The following is a 19,959-nucleotide window of genomic DNA, read 5'->3' on the forward strand; positions in this document are numbered from 1 at the left end:
AAAAAAACTGCCGGAAAATACCCCAAATCGTAATTAGGGCTAAGCTAGCAGGGGCCATACCAATCCGCTACCTAGCAATGGCATGGGAAATATCCAAATGTCCAAAGGTCAGGCTCAGAGCCAGGTTTAATGTTTCTAAGATCTTCACTAGCCAAGCGACGGAATCTTGCTTAGCTAGTTCATAGTGGCTAAAGAGGGTAGACAGCCTGCGCTCCAAATAGGGTTTTACCTTACGACACAAAAGTAAAATCCTCAGCAGCAGCCCGGTGGTCAGGGTAGCCCCTAGATTATTGATTAAGTCGATGAAGACAAAGTGGGACCGAGCCCCCATCGGATCGACAACCAGAAAATTAAAGAGTTGAGAACAGGTACGCACCAGCAAGAAATCATTGAGGCGCTGGTTATTATTTTCGGGATATAGATCGACTAGCTGCTGGTACAGCGCATCGTTGAAGTGCTGCCGACCATAGGAGGGATCCACGCCCGACAAAAGGTATTCGTAAAGGTCGTCTTTGAAGGACTTGAACGTCACCGCTTCACAACACTGGCTACGAAACAACAGTGCTAAATCGGTGTAGGTGCGTCCTTCGCTATTTTTGCCAGAAAACTGCTGGAGCGAGTCGACCAGTTCGCGATCGCTCAATAACGTGGGGTTCTCAGCCGGACGCAGCCATTGCCCCTGCTTATCCAATAAGCCCTGACGTTTCAGGCGAGACCGACGCACCCGATAATTGACATACTGCGATAAATCCAGCTCTACTTTTTTCTGCACCTGCCGCTGCATGCGACGGACATGGGTTTTCTGCTCCTTAGGACTTTCGTCACTGAGCAAACAGTGCTCATACAAATATGGATAACGACCAATGAGCGTGCCCAAAGGCTGGCGAGAACGTTCTGGGCCATTGGCCTCATTCATCACCTGCACCAGGCGTGTGAGCATCAGATACTGCTCGGTTTTACGAAACTGAGACACAATATCTCGCAAACGCCGCACGGAACGGGCCCGAGAAACCTCTCGCACCCCGTTGCTAGGGTAGTAGTCAAATAAAGCCACTAAATCGGCGACTGCTGGCTGATACTCGCGGTTTCTTTGCCAGCGGTTAATCAGAATGTGGCAGCAACGATTCAAAATGTGGTGAAAATACACATCCACCTGGTTATCCTGCAGAATCTCATCGAGACTGCCAACAACCTGACGATCTTCATAGCCAGTACCATCGATGAATAGCTGACTGAAACGCTGCACTATTACATCGGGTTGTTCAGAATTAACGCAACTAAGCCAGTGATCGTAGAGCACTTGCTCCTGTGGACTCACTAATCGCGTGCTGTAATTAGAGCGCGAATAGCTGGATGAAACGTTCACCAGTGAAACCTCAGCAAATACACCTTATTGAGACGACAAATCTATACAGGGAAGCATACAGCAACCAAAATATTGCTCACTTTCCACCAGTCTAACTTTTCGCGTTCAAGGAGGACAGCTCTAATAATTACAAAAATCCTAGATATTTTTGTAAGGATAAAACACCCACAAGAATGATTCGCTAGACGGTTTAGATCGCCGAAAATTTAATCAACATCGAGAAAATCAATGGAAAACATTTATTAATGTCTCCGCATTCACACACTAGTCACAGTTGCCGCGTGGATTAACGCTATCATCCCCAAAGAGCTGTAACAGTGATGTGAAGCACATCAAATCCACGTAAGGTAAGTTTAACCTACCGGAATTTTCAGACACTATGTGGCTATGGTCTGATCTGCTAAAGCTTGTGTAAAGTCATGAGCCTATCTTCATTAAGCCTACATACACATGTTGCGCTAGCGCTGATTATCGTCCCTCCCCATATCCCTGTTTCAACGCTTTTATTTATATGTCTAGTCTTGGTTCTATTTCCCAGGTTTTAGCAGCCCTTAATGATCACCTGGTGAAGCATACGTTATCTTCCAGTCAGCTAGAGCAACGGGTGGCAACTATCAGCACCGATACCCGCACCATCAAGCCCGAGGACATTTTTTTGGCCCTAGAAGGTGAACGCTTTGATGGTCACCAATTTGTCCGTCAGGCACTTTCAACCGGCGCAACTGCGGCCATCACCCGCCAGGGAATCATCACGGACGACACCCCCCGGATCGAAGTACACGATACCCTGCTCGCCTATCAAACATTGGGGCGCTGGTGGCGTCAGCAATTGGGCTTGCCGATTGTGGCCATTACCGGGTCCGTCGGTAAAACCACCACCAAAGAGCTGATATCAGCGGTCCTCAGCCTGCATGGGAAGGCGCACAAAACCCAAGCTAATTTTAATAACGAAATTGGGGTGCCTAAGACCCTATTGGAACTCACCCCAGGCCATGACTATGGTGTGGTGGAAATGGGCATGCGAGGTCCCGGTGAAATTGCTGTCCTGGCCAAGATTACCCAGCCGGATATTGCCGTGATTACCAATGTGGGAACCGCACATATTGGTCGCTTGGGCTCCGAGCAGGCCATCGCCGATGCCAAATGTGAGCTGCTGACAAACATGCCCGCTGACGGTGTTGCTGTGCTCAACTATGACAATAGTCGACTCATGGATACGGCGGCTAAGGTTTGGTCCGGCAAAACCATCACCTATGGATTAACGGGGGGCGACATCCATGGCCAGTATAAGGAGCAAACAGTGGTCGTTGATGGTTTGGCGCTACCGTTACCGCTAGAGGGGCAGCACAATGCCCTGAATTATTTAAGCGCGATCGCAACGCTCCAGGCACTGAACTTAGACTGGCACGCGCTCAAACATGGGCTCACCGTAGAATTGCCCAGCGGCCGAGCTAAGCGCTATGAATTAGCCAACGATATTGTGATCCTGGATGAAACCTACAATGCCGGGGCCGAATCCATGGCAGCGGCCCTGAAATTACTCAAGGCTCAAGCTGGGCAACGGCATATTGCGGTACTCGGCACCATGAAGGAACTAGGCCATAAGTCGGTCGAGCTGCACCACACCATTGGTAACCTGGTCAAAAAACTAGGCATCGATCAACTGCTGATCCTGGCGGATCCCGCCGAGGCCAAAGCCATGGCCAAGGGCGCTGGGGCCATACCCAGTCAGCTATTCAATAACCACACTGAACTAGCACAGCACCTCAAGCAACACATGGAAACTGGGGACCGCATCCTCTTCAAGGCATCCCGATCGGTCGAGATGGATCGGGTAATTGAACCCTTACTACCCCATTAAAATCCCAACATGGATACAGGACCTTTGCTATACAATTGAAAGCCTGACGTTTTTATACAGTTCGGTTTTGGCGCTGATCCTGACCCAAGAACATATTGAGCGCATGCAAGCCCATGCAGCACAAGCCTATCCCCACGAGGGATGCGGGTTGCTGGTGGGGACGTTCGCCCCTGAAACCGAGGAAAAGTCCTTGGTAAAGCTGGTGCTGCTAGAGAACGCTTGGGCAGCCGACGTTGCCGCTGCATTGGCAGAGCGCGGTCAGCCCCAGGCTGCCGCCATGACCAAAGCCCGTCGATACTGGATCGATCCCCAAGAGTTATTGGCCACCCAACGCCAAGCGAGGGAAGACGGACTGAGCATTATTGGGGTCTATCACTCCCATCCCAACGCTGAGGCTGTGCCCTCGGAGTGCGATCGCGAACTAGCCTGGTCCACCTACTCCTACATCATTGTCTCCATCCGCAACGGTATCGCTGTCGATCTACAAAACTGGCAGCTAGATAACAATCATCAATTCCAACCTGAACCCATGAAAATCGCCCCCGCATCAGCGGCTCGGGATCGAATGCCGCTTTTGTCGTCCTGAAACCACCATCACTGCTTATCGTGGTGTTGACACCAACTCATTCCCACTTTTTCTCTGTTCTTTAAGGAACCATGCTGAATCCTAATCTGGATGACATCCAATTAACCAAAGAGGACTATGAACGCTACTCGCGGCATTTAATTTTGCCCGAGGTCGGTGTTGATGGCCAAAAACGACTCAAAGCCGCCAGTGTATTATGCATCGGCACCGGTGGCCTGGGTTCCCCACTAATTCTCTACCTAGCAGCGGCGGGCATCGGTCGCATCGGCCTGGTTGATTTTGATGTGGTGGACTATTCCAACCTCCAGCGCCAAATCATCCACGGCACCTCCTGGGTCAATAAGCCCAAGATCGAATCGGCCAAAAATCGTATCCTGGAAATCAATCCCCACTGCCAGGTTGATCTCTACAACACCCGTTTAAGCTCTGACAATGCCCTAGAGATTTTTGAACCCTACGACATTGTTGTTGACGGCACCGACAACTTCCCCACCCGCTACCTGGTGAACGACGCCTGCGTTCTACTCAACAAACCCAACGTTTACGGGTCTATTTTCCGATTCGAAGGTCAGGCCACCGTCTTTAATTACGAAGAAGGCCCCAACTACCGCGATCTATACCCCGAGCCCCCACCGCCGGGGCTGGTGCCCTCCTGTGCCGAAGGGGGCGTTCTAGGCATTCTGCCCGGTATCATCGGCGTCATTCAAGCCACCGAAACCATCAAAATCATTCTAGGAGAAGGCAATACCCTCAGCGGGCGCTTATTGCTATATAACTCCCTGGATATGTCCTTCCGGGAACTCAAACTGCGGCCTAACCCAGTACGTCCCGTGATTGAAGAACTGATTGACTATGAAGAATTTTGCGGCATCCCAGATGCCCAAGCAGCGGAGGCCGAACAGCAAGCAGCCATGACAGAAATGAACGTCACTGATCTAAAAACCTTGATCGACAGCGGTAGCGACGATTTTGTACTACTGGATGTGCGCAATCCCAATGAATACGAGATTGCAAAAATTCCTGGTGCCGTGCTAGTTCCTCTATCTGAGATTGAAAACGGCGCTGGCGTAGAAAAAGTACGTGAGCTCGTGAATGGTCATAAACTGATTGCCCACTGCAAGATGGGTGGTCGCTCTGCCAAAGCACTGGCCATCCTTAAGGATGCTGGCATTGAAGGCACTAATGTCACCGGCGGCATCCTAGCCTGGAGTCGAGAGGTGGATCCGTCAGTTCCCCAATATTAAGCGCCAGAAACGATGCCGCTGCTGATGTAGAAAAGTAAGCGTTCTGCACAACTCTCTCAGAGGCAGAATGCGATTGATGACATCAGCAACGGCATCAAAAAATTAGGGTCTAAACCAAAGTGTTGACTTTGAGGAGAGACACTTTGGTTTAGTGTGTTTTCCATTAGGAATACACACTAAACTACCAAGCACTGTCACCATTCACACCCCTTATACCCAATGTCTCTTAAAGACCGCATCAGCGACGAAATTAAAGCCGCCATGAAGGCTCGCGATAAGGTTCGTCTAGAAACCGTTCGTGGAATTAAAAAAGTTATCCTTGAAAAGGAAACAGAAGTACGGCCTAAGGGGCAAGATGCCCTGACGCCCGAGCAAGAAATCGAAGTTGTTACACAGCTCGCAAAACAGCGTAAAGACTCGATCGAACAATATAAAAAAGCTGGGCGTGACGATCTTGCCGAAAAAGAAGCGCAGGAACTAGCCATTCTGCAAGAATATTTGCCTGAACAAATGTCTGACGCAGATATCGAAGCCGCCATTGATGAGATCATTGCCCAAACCGGTGCCAGTGGCCCCCGCGAGATGGGTAAAGTGATGGGACCGGCAATGAAAAAAATGAAAGGTAAGGCCGACGGAGCTAAGGTTCAGGCCTTGGTCAAATCTAAATTAGCAGGCAGCTAGTTACGTTGATTTTTCATTTAGGAGGAATTTTTAAGTCTTCCCTCAATGAAATCCAAATTCATTAGGGGCAGTTCCTGAGGCTGCCCTGCTATACCAAACGCTACCAAGCAACCAACCACAATCACCACATTGCTCTACCCAAGATAGTATGGGGATTCTCATTTCAGCAGTCCTACCTATCGCCCTGATTGCCTTGGTGGGAATATGTTTGGGAAAAACGTTTTCGCTAGAACGGCAAACCCTGGCAAAGCTCAGCATCTATGCCCTAGTACCGGCATTAGTACTACATAGTTTAGCGAACACCACACTAGAACTCGGAAATGCGATCGCAATTCTCATCGCCTTCCTACTCAACACCGCCCTGCTTTACCTCATTGCCCATGGCCTTAGCCAATTCCTAGGGTTCTCATCGGATGAGAAAAAGAGTTTAATCGCCACAACAATTTTTGCCAACGTCGGCAACATGGGCCTGCCCTTCATTCTCTTTTCCTTAGGAGAAGCCGGTTTGGAGCGAGCCATTGTCTATTTGGTGGGTTCTAGCCTAATGACCGCCAGCGTTTTTCCCATTGTGCTAAAAGGTGACGGCATTGCCAAAGGCTTACGCTATACCCTATGTTTGCCCGTGCTGTGGGCTGCGATCGCAGGTATTCTTCTACAAAGCACCAACACAACCCTGGCAGTCCCCCTAGATCGAGGCATCACCCTCCTCAGCGACGGTGCCATTCCTGTCGCCCTACTAATGTTAGGCATTCAGCTATCAGAAACCCCATTTGTCTTTGGCCGTTATGAACTCCTAGGCGCCGGACTGCGACTGATCATCTCTCCCCTATTAGCCTTTAACATTGCAAATTTAGTAGGGCTAACGGCACTGGATCGACAAGTTGTTGTTTTACAAGCAGCCATGCCAGTCGCTGTAAATTCACTTATTTGGGTCACCGAATTGGGCGGAGACACGGTGCGCGTCGCCAGAACAATTGTCGTCTCCACCCTGCTCAGCCTCGGCACTCTACCCGTCGTCCTATGGCTGAGCAGTCGCGGATAACCCTCAATTCAATGTCCGGCGAGCCAGCTCACAATCCCGTGCAATTTGCTCCTTTAACAAGTCTAGAGAATCAAATTTTCGCTCTGGTCGAATAAAACTCTCTAAACTCACTGTCAAAGTTTTGCCATACAAATCGTCTTGCCAATCAAATAAATGAACTTCCACACTTAGATCTTGGCCAGCAACCGTCGGGCGGTTACCAATGTTCATTACCCCCAAAACCGGTTGTTGATCCGGCAAAATACCAAATGCTCTGACGCTGTACACCCCCTGGCGAGGAATAAACTTATCGATCGGCAATTTCAGATTAGCGGTGGGAAAGCCAATGGTGCGCCCCAATTGTTTACCAGGCACCACCAAGCCCGTAATCGTATACGGACGCCCCAGCAGCTGATTAGACTTAGCCAGCTCACCGTCAATCAATGCTTGCCGGATACGGGAACTGCTAATGCGCCCCTGCACATCATTTTGCAACGGCACAATGGTCACCGGAATCTGATGCTGGGTGGCAATTTCCCTCAGTAAATTGGCATCGCCCCCGCGACCCTTGCCAAAATGAAAATCACTCCCCACGCTAATGTGGGTGGCTTGCAGATCCCGCAGCAAAATCCGTTCCACAAACGCCGTCGCATCGAGGTTGGCCAGCTCCGCATTAAACGGTAGTAGCACCAACTGGTCCACCCCCAAACAGGCGAGCTGGCGGCTTTTTTCTTCCAATGGTGTTAGCAATGGCCGCGCCGCGCCAGAAAAAAATTCTTTGGGATGGGGAAAAAAGGTCACCACCGAAGCCCAGTCATGCGGCCCAGAGGCATCCACCTGATCAAAAGTCGCTGTGCCAGGCAAATCGCTATAGCCCGAGGCAGAAGACGACTGCAAACACATGTCGTCAGACAGCTCTAGGGAGGGCAAACCGCCTTTGTGGGTCAAAACAGGCTCAATGACACGCTGGTGGCCAAGGTGCACACCATCAAAATTACCAAGCGCTATCTTAGTCGGCCTTTTTGCCGATGTAGGAGATGAAGTAATCCACACGCTTTACATTCTGACACGAAACCCTAGAAACAAGCAGAATGAATAGGGATTACTTTGCCCCCCATCCCTATCCCATCAGGATAACGGTATCAATCACATGGACAATACCATTGCTCGCCTCAATATCCGCCGCTATCACCGAGGCATTTTTAACCTCCAGCGGACTGTGGCAACGAATGGGAATCGGTGAACCCTCTAAAGATATTAGTTCTGAAGTATCTGCCAATTGTGCACTGGTCCAGCGACCAGCGACCACATGATAAGCCAGGATTCTGGCCAATTGAGGCGGATTTTGCACCAAATTGTTGACCGTATTGGGGGGCAGCTTTGCAAACGCATCGTCATTGGGAGCAAACACGGTAAACGGCCCATGGCCTTGCAAGGTTTCTACTAAATCGGCAGCTTTCACCGCAGCTACCAATGTTTCAAATCCAGGGTTGTCTATAGCAATATCAACTATTGTTGCCATGGTTACTCAAGAAAAACTGCAATACTTCTGGTGAGATCCGTCTATTGGTCTCTCCAATGATTTTTACTCTCCCTGCTGGGCCACGTTACCGATAATCCGACACCTGAATATCTCGCAAGCGCGCCTCTGGGCGTGTCAAACGATCCATCTGCTGCTCAAAAAATTGGCGATTGGCCAATAAATGCTCTGGATTAGGATCGTCCAGGGGATAGTAAAGGGCCGCACGCAGCGCTTGAATCACCGCTGATGTCACGTTGTACATAGAGCGCTGAAACGTAATGCCTAACTGAATCAGCTGATCGTCTTCCCCACGGCAGTGCTGCTGGTAATAGTCCTCCAGATATGGGGGCAGAAAGCGCAGCATATCGTGCATCAGCAAGGTGGGGGGAATGCCCGCACTACCCACCGGAAATACATCTGCATAGAGAATGCCGTAGTGGAAATCAGCCTGATCGCGGGGAACCTGGTTCAGCTGTGCATCATAGGATTTAGTGCCTCGGAAGGGTGTGGTCCGATAGAAGATTGCCTCTACATAGGGCAGCGCAGCCTCATAGAGCCAAGTAAAACCAGCGGACTTCGGAATAATTGCAAAACACTCATCCCCAACATACACATGGTGATAAATGGGACGTCCTGCCACCGCAAAGATGCCATTGACTAAAAAGTCCATGGCATCGGGGACACCTTTGAAACCGCCTTCGTCATAGATATCCGACATTTCAAAAAAGACCGGAGCCATGACTTCCCAAAACAACCCCAGATTGGCATAGTAAGACGCCTGCCGTACCTGTTCCAAAAACATCTCTGGAAACAGCTTGTACAGCCCCAACATGGCAATATTGCCCTTGAAATAAGCCTTAATTGCTTTATCTGCCGCTGTCTTATACTCCTCGGTGTAGAGGTAGGCATTAAATTTCGGATTAATGTCTTCATGCCAAAACATGGACCGCATGCAGGCTTCTGCAAACTCCATATTGATCCGGTCATGGCCCAGGTGGTGCAACAGTCGGGGCCAGCGACGACCCGATGCGCCCTGATCGATAAACTCCGTGAGTTCAGGATGCGCTTCCCCGCGCCCGCGCCAGATTCTTAATGAAGACCGATCGCCAGAGTAGGTATTGTGGCGATCCAAGTATTTTTTAGACAGAAAATACTTAAAAAACGGCAGTGGCTGCAAAAAGACCCGTTCGCCAATGTACAACAAGTCTCGCCAATAAAAGTCCATCGGCACTGCATAGGCTTTATAGATCCCGATAATCTGCATCAGATTTTCGGGAGTATCCGGCAGCATCGACCCACCCGCTTCCAACCGATGAATGACATCAGCATGGGGATGAGTAGACGGAGGCAATGAGGTAGACATTGTTGTAGACATAATCCTTACCCAAACAAAAAAGAATCACGTAGGTTGGGTTCATCGCTACCAACCCACACATTATCCACTGAAAAACTTACGCAACCCAACAGGTTAATCGAGCAGAGGCGTCGCGCTACTGGCATCTCCCAACAACAAATCACCCATATCCTCTAGAGTCACCGTTTGGGTGCCAGGCACAATCTCAATTGCCTGAATGGCGGTTGGCTCACTCCAGCGAAACAACCAGTTGGGCTGCACCCCTAGGGCAATAATGACAATGACTAGCACCAGGGCAGGGGCTTTCTCATTGAAAGACACCTTTGGGAAATAGGCTCGCTGATTATCCAACCGTCCAAAACAGGTACGGTTCAACAAAATCACAAAATACACCGCTGTTAAACCAGTGCCGACAATGCCCACCAGGGCCTGCCATGGAAACACGCGATAGCTGCCCTGAAATACGGCAAACTCAGCAGCAAAACTCACCAATCCAGGAATACCTGCACTGGACATCGCCCCTAACAACAAGGTCGCACTCACAAATGGCAAGCCCCGCACCGGATTCATCAAACCATTGAGCTGGTCTAGCTCACGACTGCCCACCTTCGCTTCAATCAGACCCACTAGATTAAACAAAATTGCCAACACCAGACCATGGGCCACCATTTGAGCAATGCACCCTGACAAACTCAAATCGTTCCCGGCGGCGGTCCCTAGCAAGACATAGCCCATGTGACTCACAGAGCTATAGGCCACCATACGCTTAATATCCCGCTGTACGATGGCCAAAAATGCGCAGTAAATAATAGTCATGGCTGCCCAGATTGCAATCCAGGGGGCAATCACCGCCCACCCATCGGGCAGCAGACTAAAACCAAACCGCAACAAGCCGTAGGTCCCTAGCTTTGCTAGCACACCACCCAACATAATGGCCACTGGCGTAGAAGCTGCCACATAGGTATCGGGCAACCAGGTATGTAGCGGTACCATGGGAACCTTGATGCCAAACCCGATGGCAAAGGGCACTAGCAGTAGCACCTGCCACTGCAACGACAAATTGGTTTCTGCTAGGGCCGCATAGCTAAAGTCTTCCGCCCCACCTAGCCATAGCAACCCAAAGCCACCCACCAAGATCAAAGCACCGGAAATGGCGGTGTAAATCAAAAACTTAGTGGCCGCATAGCTGCGTCGTTCACCACCCCAGATATTGATCAGCAAATATAGGGGAATCAGACAGGCTTCATAGAACAAAAAGAACAACAGAAAGTTCTGTGCCAAAAACGCCCCTGAAATAACGCTGCTGGTCATTAGCATCAAGCTATAAAACAGGCGAGGACGTTCTACATCAGGTCGGGCACTGTAGATCGCAATCCAAGTCAGAAGCGTGTTGAGCGCCACCATCAGCAACCCCAACCCGTCTATGCCCAGCTCATAGTTAAGACCGAGAACTGGCAACCAAGCCGCTGACTCTCCCCACTGGAAGGAGCTATTACCAAGGTCAAACTGGCTAAACAACCAAATATTCCATAACAGGGGAATGCCTGCCCCCCAAAGGGCTACTAGCTTTGCCTTGGTGGCAGGAAAGAGAAGTATGGCCAGGGCCCCCAGCAGCGGCAGGCCTATGAGGAGAGTTAACATCATCGCTGTTAATCAGTTACAAGGGGTTTATTAAAGACTTTGAGAACAACTATTCTTTAGAGTTTTTTGGACACTAAGGGCAAAACGGAACCCCTAAAGGCAAAAAATCACCCAAAACTCGGGAAATAGCTCCAACTCATGAATAGAACCAGGAGAGCGACACACACCGTAATGGTGAGAACGTAAAATTGAGACCGTCCCACATTGCTATATTTGAGGGTTTCACCACTGAGTAGTGACGCCACACCCACTAGGTTGACAACACCATCAATCACGTAGCGCTCTAGCCAGTTAAACACTGTTGCTGTGGTTGCCACTGGCCAAATAAAGAGATTTTGATATAGACCCGTGGTGTAGAAGTCGTCGGCCATCAGGTTAACCAACCACCTGGGGAAAGAGTCTGCTGCCAACTTCTCCCGTGGAAGGCCGTAGAAGACAATGCCTAAGCCCAAGCCGACAACACTGGACCCAATAATCAGCAAACCCACATCTCCAATGGCCGTTTGCGTCAGGGGCAACAGTTTCAGGGTTTCTAAAATGATCGGTACGTGCAAAGTCAAGGCTGCCATCGCCACCATGGGAATGACCACCGTCCAAATGGGTTCTGGCGCACGACTGGTCATCGCTGTGGGTTTGCCCAAAAATATCAGGCAGAACATGCGCACCAGACTTAAGGCGCACAGACCATTAATCACCAGCACAATGACGAAGGGAACAATCTGCTGCTCGTACCAGAGACTGGTCTCTAAAAAGCGCATGGACCAAAAGCCGCCAAAGGGAGGCAAACCAAGGAGCCCTAAGGCTCCAAAAATAAAGGATAAGCCCGTCACTGGACGACGGGACCAAAGACCACCCAACTGGGTCAGGTCCTGGGTGACACAGTTGAGAATAATTGAACCGGTGCTGGCAATGAGTGCCGCGATCGCAACCGCAAAGTTCATCAACAAAAAGAAGGCAATCCCCACCTGGGATGTACCCACTGCAATAAAAATCAGCCCCATAAAGGCACTGGTCAAATAGGACAGCACCCGCTTCATATCCACCTGAGCGATGGAAATCAACGCCGCCCCAATGGCCGAGATAGTACCAATGACCACCGCCACCGTCGCCACCACCGGAGAAAGCACCAATACCGGCGTCAGCTTAATCAACACCCAGGCCCCCACCGGAATCACCACGGAGTTTCGCAGAATTGTGGTTGGCAGCGGCCCTTCCATGGCGGAGTCTAGCCATAGGTGCAACGGAAACTGCGCACACTTACTAATGGGGCCCGCCAACAGCGCCAGACCCACCAGGGTGGCGGTGGTGCCGCTAATGGGCTTGGTGCTGGCCCACTCCGCTAGCTCTCCATAGTTCCAGGTGCCCGCCAGGGGATACAGCGCAATCACCCCCATCAGCAAAATTAAATCTCCCACCCGCTTGGTCAAAAAAGCATCCCGAGCGCCAGTGACGACCCGCGGCTGGTTGAACCAAAAACCCACAATCAGATAGGTCCCCAGGGTCAAAATCTCCAGCATCATATAGCTGAAGAACAACGAGTCGCAGAGCAATAGGGCCGACATGCCCGCCTCAAACAGCGCCAGCAGAGAATATAAGCGGGCCCAGCTCCAATCCATCTCCAAGTAGCCGATGGCATAAACCTGAGCCAAAAAGTTAAGCCCAGTCACCAACATCACGGCGGCCAGATTCAACGTAGACAGCTCAAACTGTAGAGAAATCGACAGATCGGCCACCTGCATCCAATCTAAGGACCAGCTGATGGATTTACCGCCCCACACCGCCTGCAAACACAACAGCGTATGCACAAGCGCAAACAGCGTTGTTAGCAAATTGAGATATCCAGCAGGTCGTGGCCCAGTACGACGCAAACTCATCCAGGGCACCGTCAGCAAAATACCCAAGAGCGGATACAGCGGGATTAACCATCCCGATTGCAAATAAATCTCAGCCATAGAGGGATCTACAACAGCAACAGCGAAACCGGGGCACCAACCCATAGGAACAGATGCCACAAACAAATCGAAGACAACATCTCCGACCCAGATAGCAAACCTATAAACGACCCAAAGATCATTGACCTAGGTCTATCCAAAATCAGAAATGATTTATTAAAATCTATTTACATTAAGTTTAATCATCCGGGTTCAAAAGGTCCAGCGTTTCCATAGATCATTTTTAATAGGATTGTTTAAATAGGTTTATGGAAGCTGCGAGAGCCTGCTAAATGGGCTATTCCAGAGCAATTTCTTCGATGGCTGCCAGGTCCAGGGGCAGCTCAGGCACGCCAAAACGCTGACATCGAATTTGAAACGGACAGCGATCGCAGCGATCTTGAATGTCCGTTTTTGGAAAACTATTCGTTTGCCGCAGATCGGACAATTTGTCCGTCAGCTGCTGTAAATCGGCCCTAGTTTGATCGTGCTGGGCCAGGCTGTAGGTAAACCGATACTCACTCGGGGGTAAATCATTCGCTTGCTGATCGCGATGGCGCACAAACCAATAGGCCATGGTGATTTGCTCGGGCAGCAACTCCGTTGTTTCTAGCAATACATATAAATAGAGACGGGTTTGCCAATGGTTCGTCAGCTGATGCTTGGGTGGAGGCTTAAGGTAGGTCTTCCAATCCACAATTAGCCCCGAGTCTGGGGTCAACACCACCAAGTCATAAATCACGGTAAACACATAGCCATTAAAGGCTAGGGTCCGCTGGTGTTCGCTTTGTCGCAGATACTCACGGGGCTGCGCTTGAAATAGCTGGGGGGATTGGGCTTGCAGCGCCACCACCTTGGCCAGCATGTCCTGATTGGCCGTCGTCATCACATCGATGGGCATGCCCAAGGTATGTTGCTGCATCAGCAAGTGAAACTGTCGCCCCCACTCAGCCGCCTCCTGCCCTGCCTGCTTTGGCGGCACCGCCAGGGATTGGTCAAAAATATATTGAAACCGCCGTGGACAGGTTTCCAATAACGTCAGGTGGGTCTGGGATAAGGACAGAATCGGTAAATCCATGGATTGCCCTACACTTTGCGCAGCACAAACACACTGCCCTGGTTGCCTCGACCAATGCGCAGGGTGTCATCCAAATAGGTCACTTCTAACCAACCCGGCTCACGATTAGAATTCACCGTAAAATCAATCCCCTTGAGCAGATTGAACTTAGCCGTCTGCTGCATCGCATCAATAAACTGGCTAGGCGACTGATAGCCCAAAGCAGGCTGCAAGCCAAAAATAGCCCGATCAAACCGCACATCCACCCGCTTTTCGGAAACCACCTCAAATGTGGCCGTGACGGACACTAAACCACCCAATACGGAGTTGATTTCTGCCAGGTTATAGATGCGCTGCTGCTGGAGGCGAATGCATTGGTAAATATTGCCCAAGGCCAATAGGGGAAACCGATCAATCCCTAAAAGTTCAGCACTGGTGGTGTAGAGCAGCTGCCAGTTGCCATTGAGCAAGTCCCCGGCCTCTAGGGGCGCAGCCGTGGGGTTCTTTATTTCCAATTGGGCAACTTTAGCAAGGATGTCTTGTTTCTGTTCAGCTGTCGCTAACAAGCCACGATTGGTCGGTGCGATCGCAGCGAGAAGATCATTTTTTTCAAGCATGGAATTCAGAATCGCAACTACAGAACAGTCAACCAATCGCTGCCGAGGTTTCCAGCAAGCAAATTATTGTTGTCAGGGTCTTGACATCCGCATCCTTTCATACTTTATTGGCATGACATGGTAAAAAATCCTTAATATTCAGGACTCCGACCATCAAATTTCATGATGGATTCTGAAGTACTGTATATTTTGATGCAGAGTTGCATACTCTCTGTATAAGAAAAGTAAGTCAGTTGGTTAATGCAGAAATTCTGTTAATCGTCCTTACTAACTGAATTAGGTGCTAAATTACCTAATCCTCCTTTTAACCACGAATGCGTATGACTAAGTACAATCCTTCCGTACGTCAAATCCCCCGCAAACAACATGCTTCGGTGATTCCTGAACGCCGCGACTCTTCCATCTTACGTTGGCTAGAGAGCACAGGGCGTCTGATTCCCCGTGAAGTTGTGGATACGACCCCTGACGAAGCCGACAGTGAAGAAATTTCGGATCTGATGGGCAGCGAAGATAACAGCTTCGACGAAGAAGAAAGCAGTGACTCAGCTAGCGACTAAGTCATTGTTCCGCTAAAGCTAAGGCAATAATTAAGCCTTTATACCTAGGTAATTTGTAGCCTAGGTTCCTAGACTTTCAGCAAGATTCACTAGAGAATCAATCTTGTGAGGTTTTAGTTTTTAGTACTCCGTATCTACAGATGATTCTGTACGGAAAATGGGGCTAAACGCTTGAAATGTGTGGTGTGTGAAGGAAGTAAATTGTGGATGCTAAATTCTTTACCTCCAGGGCGACGACCCTAACAGGTACAGGTCTTTCGGTACTTTTAATGGGTACCTTGTCATGTTTAGCAGCGGGCTTAGATATGTGGGTCGGGCGTGATTGGTTAACCCAATCCACCCTACTGATGCCATTTCTACTGTCCGCTGTAGGCGCAGCTCTGCTGGGCTACGTAGTTGTTCCATTGTTGAAACGCCTCAAAGCGGGTCAGTTTATTCGTGAGGAAGGCCCTAAGGCTCATTTGAAAAAAGCTGGCACCCCCACCATGGGTGGCATCTTTTTTGTCCCCGTCGCTTTGTTGATTGCAATTTTGGCCTCGGGTGGCGCCACCAATACGTTGGCCGTTTGTGCGCTGACCCTGGCCTATGGCTTTATTGGTTGGATTGATGATTGGCAAGTATTGAAGCGCCGCTCTAATAAGGGTATTTCGCCCAAGATGAAGCTGGCATTGCAAATTGGTTTTGCCATCATCTTCTGCGCTTGGGCCATGGCAACCCAGCCAATTGAAGTCACTACATTAGATTTACCTTTTGGTATTCTGCTTCCCCTCGGCCTATTATTTTGGCCCCTGGCAGGGTTCACAATGGTGGCTGAGAGTAATGCCACCAACCTGACTGATGGTGTAGATGGATTGATGGGTGGAACCGGTGCGATCGCGCTACTAGGCCTCGGTGCCCTCATCGCTCCAGACTATCCAGAGCTAATGGTGTTCTGTGCAGCCATGAGTGGTGCCTGCGTTGGCTTTCTGACCCACAACCGCAATCCTGCACGAGTATTCATGGGCGATACGGGGTCCCTAGCCCTGGGTGGTGCCCTCGCTGCCGTAGGCATCCTGAGCGGTCACCTATTTGCCCTATTTATTATCACCCTGCTATTTGTGGCCGAAACCCTATCTGTCATTATGCAGGTGAGTTATTACAAGGCCACTAAGGGTCCCGATGGCAAAGGCAAACGCCTCTTCAAAATGGCACCTTTGCACCATCACTTCGAACTATCTGGCTGGTCAGAGATTCAAGTCGTTAGTGCGTTCTATGTGGTGGCTGGCTTCTTATCCTGCGTAGCTCTAACCACATTGCACTAAATTGGCTTTGCCCAAGCACATCTGCTTGCTTGAGATCTGAAATTTATTATCATACGCAATCAAAACAGCGGCCACAGCGTCGCTGTTTTTTTTATGGAGCCACGGCGCTTAGCAAAAACCGCCATGGCATCGCAGCCTTGGCCTAACGGAACTGGCGGCTAGACCTTGCTTCACCCAGAATTTCTTGCCACACTACTTTGACAGCCCCAACGCTGGCCTAACGCTGATACACAACCCTATTTTTCTCGAATATGGCCTCCCCCATCTTGCCTCTACTGCCGTCTAATCTTGAGGTGATTCAAGACCCCAACCAGGTTGCAAAACTCTCCAAGGACTATTATCACTTCAGCCCCGTGTTGACCGCCCAGCTACAAGACAAAGTCGCTGATGTGGTCATTCGCCCCGCCACCGAAGCGGAGGTCTTACAAGTGGCCAAAGCCTGTGTCGCCAGCAAAACCCCCTTAACAGTACGCGGGGCAGGCACCGGCAACTACGGCCAATGCATTCCTCTAGAAGGGGGCATTATCTTAGATCTGAGCAAACTCAACCGCACCAAATGGGTTAAGCCGGGTCTCGCCTGTGTGGAAGCAGGGGCAAAGCTGGCCGCCATCGACAAAATCACCCGAGAACAGGGCTGGGAAATTCGGATGGCGCCCTCCACCTATCGCACGGCCACCATCGGCGGCTTTATCGGCGGGGGCAGCGGCGGTATCGGCTCTATCACCTACGGTCAGCTAGCGGATCGCGGCAACCTCACCGCAGTCAGGGTGGTCACCATGGAAGATGAGCCACAAATCCTCGAGTTGCGGGGCGATGACGTTCAAAAAGTGAACCACGCCTACGGCACCAATGGCATCATCACCGAACTAGAAATTCCCCTAGGACCCGCCTATCCCTGGGCAGAAGTTATCGTCACCTTTGATGACTTCATGCAGGCCGCTCGTTTTGGCTATACCCTGGGCGAAGCCGACGGCATCATCAAAAAGCTCATTAGCATTCACGCATGGCCCGTTCCCAGCTATTTTGCCGCCCTGCAAGAGTTTTTACCCCCCAACCAAACCGCCGCTCTGCTGATGATTGCAGAATCTTCCCTAGAGCCGTTTGGAGAACTGGTGAAAGCCTATGGCGGCACGGTGACCTACCAAAAAACGGCTGAAGCCGCCAAAAAGGGAGCCGCCTTAGCAGAATTCACCTGGAACCACACCACGCTCCATGCCCGCAATGTGGACACTAACCTCACCTATTTGCAAACCCTATTCCCCTACGATACGGACCTCAAATTAGTGGAGCATATGTATCGGCACTTTGGGGATGAAGTCCTGATGCATCTAGAATTTTTCCGAGTTCATGGGCAGGTCTGTCCAGCGGCACTGCAGCTCGTGCGCTACACCACAGAAGCAAGGCTAAACGAGATCATTCGCTACCACGAAACCCAAGGCGCATTTATTGCCAATCCTCACACCTATATTTTGGAAGACGGAGGCCGTAAGGAAATCAATGATACCCAGGTCGCCTTTAAAGGCCAGGTCGACCCCTATGGGCTCTTGAATCCTGGCAAAATGCGTGGCTGGCTGGAGCGAAACACCTAGCAGCACTGACTGAAAACAGCTGGAAATTACCGCACACAATCACTGGCCCCAAGCTCGACAGCACGATAGGTCAGGCATACTAAATCTGCAGTTGCCCTTAATGATCGGCAAGCCTAGTTAGGAGGATAGATAAAATCGCTGAGGAGCCACTTGATTTGGGCAAGGCATGGAAGGAAGCCAGACGGCGCAAGATTTTGATCTCTTTTTTGAGTCCTAGCCCGGGAAAACTTCCCGCACTAAAGTTGGCATCCAATTGTTTTTCCACGCTTAAGAGGCCAGTCCATGAGTTGCTCTTTAACGGAACAGACCTGTATTCCCTGTAGTGGGGAGGTGCCACCTGCCAGCGCCGCAGAAATTGCTGAGCTAAAACCACAAATTCCAGCCTGGGAAATCATCTCTGTGGATGGAGTCGACCAACTTCAGCGGATTTATGATTTCAGCAATTTCCAAACTGCTTTAGAGTTCACCAACAAAGTGGGGGCCCTCGCCGAGACCGCCCAACATCATCCCGCTTTACTCACAGAATGGGGCAAAGTGACCGTAACCTGGTGGACCCATGCGCTCCACGGATTACACCGCAACGACTTCATTATGGCGGCACAAACAGACGACGCAGCCCAAGGGCTAACCGTGTCAGCCCCAGCCAACCCATATGGGTAAACCACATGGGAAAATGTTGTATACACAACCTCAACTACGCAGACTATCAAAGCTGACGGTTCTTTTCTAGCTGGCGTTGTTTTACCCGTTCGGCAAAACGCGTGCGCTGATCTTCCGTGAGTTGGTCATAGCAGTGGGGGCAGGCAATCCCTGGTTCATAGTGAGGCGACTGGGTATCTTCTACTGAGATCGGGTGACCACAGCCACGACACATTTCATAGCTGCCTGGCTCTAACCCATGCTGCACCGTCACCCGTTCGTCAAAGACAAAACATTCGCCTTCCCACAGGCTCTCCTCCGCTGGCACATCTTCCAAATATTTCAAAATGCCACCCTTGAGGTGGTAAACCTGATCAAAGCCTTGGTCTAGCAAGTAGGATGAGGCTTTTTCGCAGCGAATTCCTCCGGTGCAAAACATCGCCACTTTTTTGTGTTTCGTTGGGTCTAACTGTTCCGCTGCATAGTCAGGAAACTCACGAAATGAATCGGTTTGCGGATTCGTGGCACCTTGGAACGTGCCGATATCAACTTCGTAATTATTACGAGTATCAACGACCAAGACCTCGGGGTCGGAGATAACTTGATTCCAGTCCTTGGGTGCGACGTAGGTGCCCACCTGATGGGTAGGGCTGACCTCGGGTTGCCCTAGGGTAACAATCTCTTTTTTGAGTTTGACCTTCATTCTGGCAAAGGGTTGTTCCTCAGCCCAGGAAGTTTTATGGGTCAGGTCGCTTAGACGTGGATCTTGTTGAAGGGCGGATAGTAATACGGCTAAGGATTCATCAGTACCTGCCACCGTGGCGTTGATGCCTTCATGGGCCAGTAGAATCGTTCCTTTGATGTCCTGGGATTGGCACAACGCTAGAAGCGGCTGACGCATTGCCCCACAATCATCTAGCTGCACAAACTTATAAAAGGTGATGACGGTCCAAGACATGGGAAATAACGACCACTGATGGTCCTTGGTCAGG

The 19,959-nt window shown here is 50.4% G+C and carries 18 protein-coding genes; 9 read left to right on the forward strand and 9 right to left on the reverse strand.

Going from position 1 to position 19,959, the window contains the following annotated elements; genetic code table 11:
* Positions 1–67: 67 nt before the first annotated feature.
* Positions 68–1,366, reverse strand: a complete 1,299-nt coding sequence (locus tag IXB28_RS01670; protein ID WP_215616816.1) for a hypothetical protein — start codon at positions 1,364–1,366, stop codon at positions 68–70.
* Between the two features lie 511 nt (positions 1,367–1,877).
* Here IXB28_RS01670 and IXB28_RS01675 point away from each other — a divergent pair.
* From IXB28_RS01675 to IXB28_RS01695, 5 genes are all read left to right on the forward strand, one after another.
* Complete coding sequence (locus IXB28_RS01675; RefSeq protein ID WP_215616817.1) at positions 1,878–3,227, forward strand: UDP-N-acetylmuramoyl-tripeptide--D-alanyl-D-alanine ligase; 1,350 nt, start codon at positions 1,878–1,880, stop codon at positions 3,225–3,227.
* A 67-nt stretch (positions 3,228–3,294) separates the two neighbouring features.
* Positions 3,295–3,813, forward strand: a complete 519-nt coding sequence (locus IXB28_RS01680) for a Mov34/MPN/PAD-1 family protein (RefSeq protein WP_215616818.1) — start codon at positions 3,295–3,297, stop codon at positions 3,811–3,813.
* A 71-nt stretch (positions 3,814–3,884) separates the two neighbouring features.
* Positions 3,885–5,057, forward strand: coding sequence for a molybdopterin-synthase adenylyltransferase MoeB (moeB, locus tag IXB28_RS01685; RefSeq protein WP_215616819.1), 1,173 nt, complete (start codon positions 3,885–3,887; stop codon positions 5,055–5,057).
* 219 nt (positions 5,058–5,276) lie between these two features.
* A complete protein-coding gene (locus IXB28_RS01690; RefSeq protein ID WP_215616820.1) occupies positions 5,277–5,738 on the forward strand; it encodes a GatB/YqeY domain-containing protein in 462 nt (153 codons plus the stop codon).
* 148 nt (positions 5,739–5,886) lie between these two features.
* Complete coding sequence (locus IXB28_RS01695) at positions 5,887–6,780, forward strand: AEC family transporter (RefSeq protein WP_215616821.1); 894 nt, start codon at positions 5,887–5,889, stop codon at positions 6,778–6,780.
* 3 nt (positions 6,781–6,783) lie between these two features.
* Here IXB28_RS01695 and IXB28_RS01700 read toward each other — a convergent pair whose 3' ends face one another.
* From IXB28_RS01700 to IXB28_RS01730, 7 genes are all read right to left on the reverse strand, one after another.
* Positions 6,784–7,812: a bifunctional riboflavin kinase/FAD synthetase gene (locus IXB28_RS01700; protein WP_215616822.1), complete on the reverse strand. Its 1,029-nt coding sequence runs from the start codon at positions 7,810–7,812 to the stop codon at positions 6,784–6,786.
* A gap of 67 nt (positions 7,813–7,879) precedes the next feature.
* The gene (locus IXB28_RS01705) at positions 7,880–8,281 is read right to left on the reverse strand and encodes a fasciclin domain-containing protein (RefSeq protein ID WP_215616823.1); all 402 of its coding nucleotides are present in this window, start codon (positions 8,279–8,281) and stop codon (positions 7,880–7,882) included.
* Positions 8,282–8,366: 85 nt separating this feature from the next.
* Positions 8,367–9,656, reverse strand: a complete 1,290-nt coding sequence (locus IXB28_RS01710) for a CO2 hydration protein (protein WP_215616824.1) — start codon at positions 9,654–9,656, stop codon at positions 8,367–8,369.
* A 93-nt stretch (positions 9,657–9,749) separates the two neighbouring features.
* Complete coding sequence (locus tag IXB28_RS01715; protein WP_215616982.1) at positions 9,750–11,276, reverse strand: NADH-quinone oxidoreductase subunit M; 1,527 nt, start codon at positions 11,274–11,276, stop codon at positions 9,750–9,752.
* Positions 11,277–11,383: 107 nt separating this feature from the next.
* On the reverse strand, positions 11,384–13,228 hold the full coding sequence (locus tag IXB28_RS01720; RefSeq protein WP_215616825.1) for an NAD(P)H-quinone oxidoreductase subunit F: 1,845 nt from the start codon (positions 13,226–13,228) through the stop codon (positions 11,384–11,386).
* Between the two features lie 277 nt (positions 13,229–13,505).
* Complete coding sequence (locus tag IXB28_RS01725) at positions 13,506–14,285, reverse strand: PD-(D/E)XK nuclease family protein (protein WP_215616826.1); 780 nt, start codon at positions 14,283–14,285, stop codon at positions 13,506–13,508.
* An 8-nt stretch (positions 14,286–14,293) separates the two neighbouring features.
* Entirely contained in the window at positions 14,294–14,881 is a 588-nt protein-coding gene (locus IXB28_RS01730; RefSeq protein ID WP_215616827.1) for a PAP/fibrillin family protein, read from the reverse strand.
* A gap of 320 nt (positions 14,882–15,201) precedes the next feature.
* Here IXB28_RS01730 and IXB28_RS01735 point away from each other — a divergent pair, with 320 nt between their 5' ends.
* The 4 genes from IXB28_RS01735 (at position 15,202) to IXB28_RS01750 (ending at position 18,988) form a co-directional block, all read left to right on the forward strand.
* Positions 15,202–15,438, forward strand: a complete 237-nt coding sequence (locus IXB28_RS01735; RefSeq protein WP_215616828.1) for a DUF3134 domain-containing protein — start codon at positions 15,202–15,204, stop codon at positions 15,436–15,438.
* 203 nt (positions 15,439–15,641) lie between these two features.
* Entirely contained in the window at positions 15,642–16,739 is a 1,098-nt protein-coding gene (gene mraY / locus IXB28_RS01740) for a phospho-N-acetylmuramoyl-pentapeptide-transferase (RefSeq protein ID WP_215616829.1), read from the forward strand.
* Between the two features lie 251 nt (positions 16,740–16,990).
* Entirely contained in the window at positions 16,991–18,328 is a 1,338-nt protein-coding gene (locus IXB28_RS01745) for an FAD-binding oxidoreductase (RefSeq protein WP_215616830.1), read from the forward strand.
* Between the two features lie 282 nt (positions 18,329–18,610).
* Entirely contained in the window at positions 18,611–18,988 is a 378-nt protein-coding gene (locus IXB28_RS01750; RefSeq protein WP_215616831.1) for a 4a-hydroxytetrahydrobiopterin dehydratase, read from the forward strand.
* A gap of 46 nt (positions 18,989–19,034) precedes the next feature.
* On the opposite strand, the gene trhO is transcribed toward IXB28_RS01750, so the two are convergent.
* Positions 19,035–19,925, reverse strand: coding sequence for an oxygen-dependent tRNA uridine(34) hydroxylase TrhO (gene trhO, locus IXB28_RS01755; protein WP_215616832.1), 891 nt, complete (start codon positions 19,923–19,925; stop codon positions 19,035–19,037).
* Between the last annotated feature and the right edge of the window lie 34 nt (positions 19,926–19,959).

Origin of the sequence: Leptothoe kymatousa TAU-MAC 1615 (genome assembly GCF_018739865.1) — a bacterium.
Lineage (GTDB): Bacteria > Cyanobacteriota > Cyanobacteriia > Phormidesmidales > Phormidesmidaceae > Leptothoe > Leptothoe kymatousa.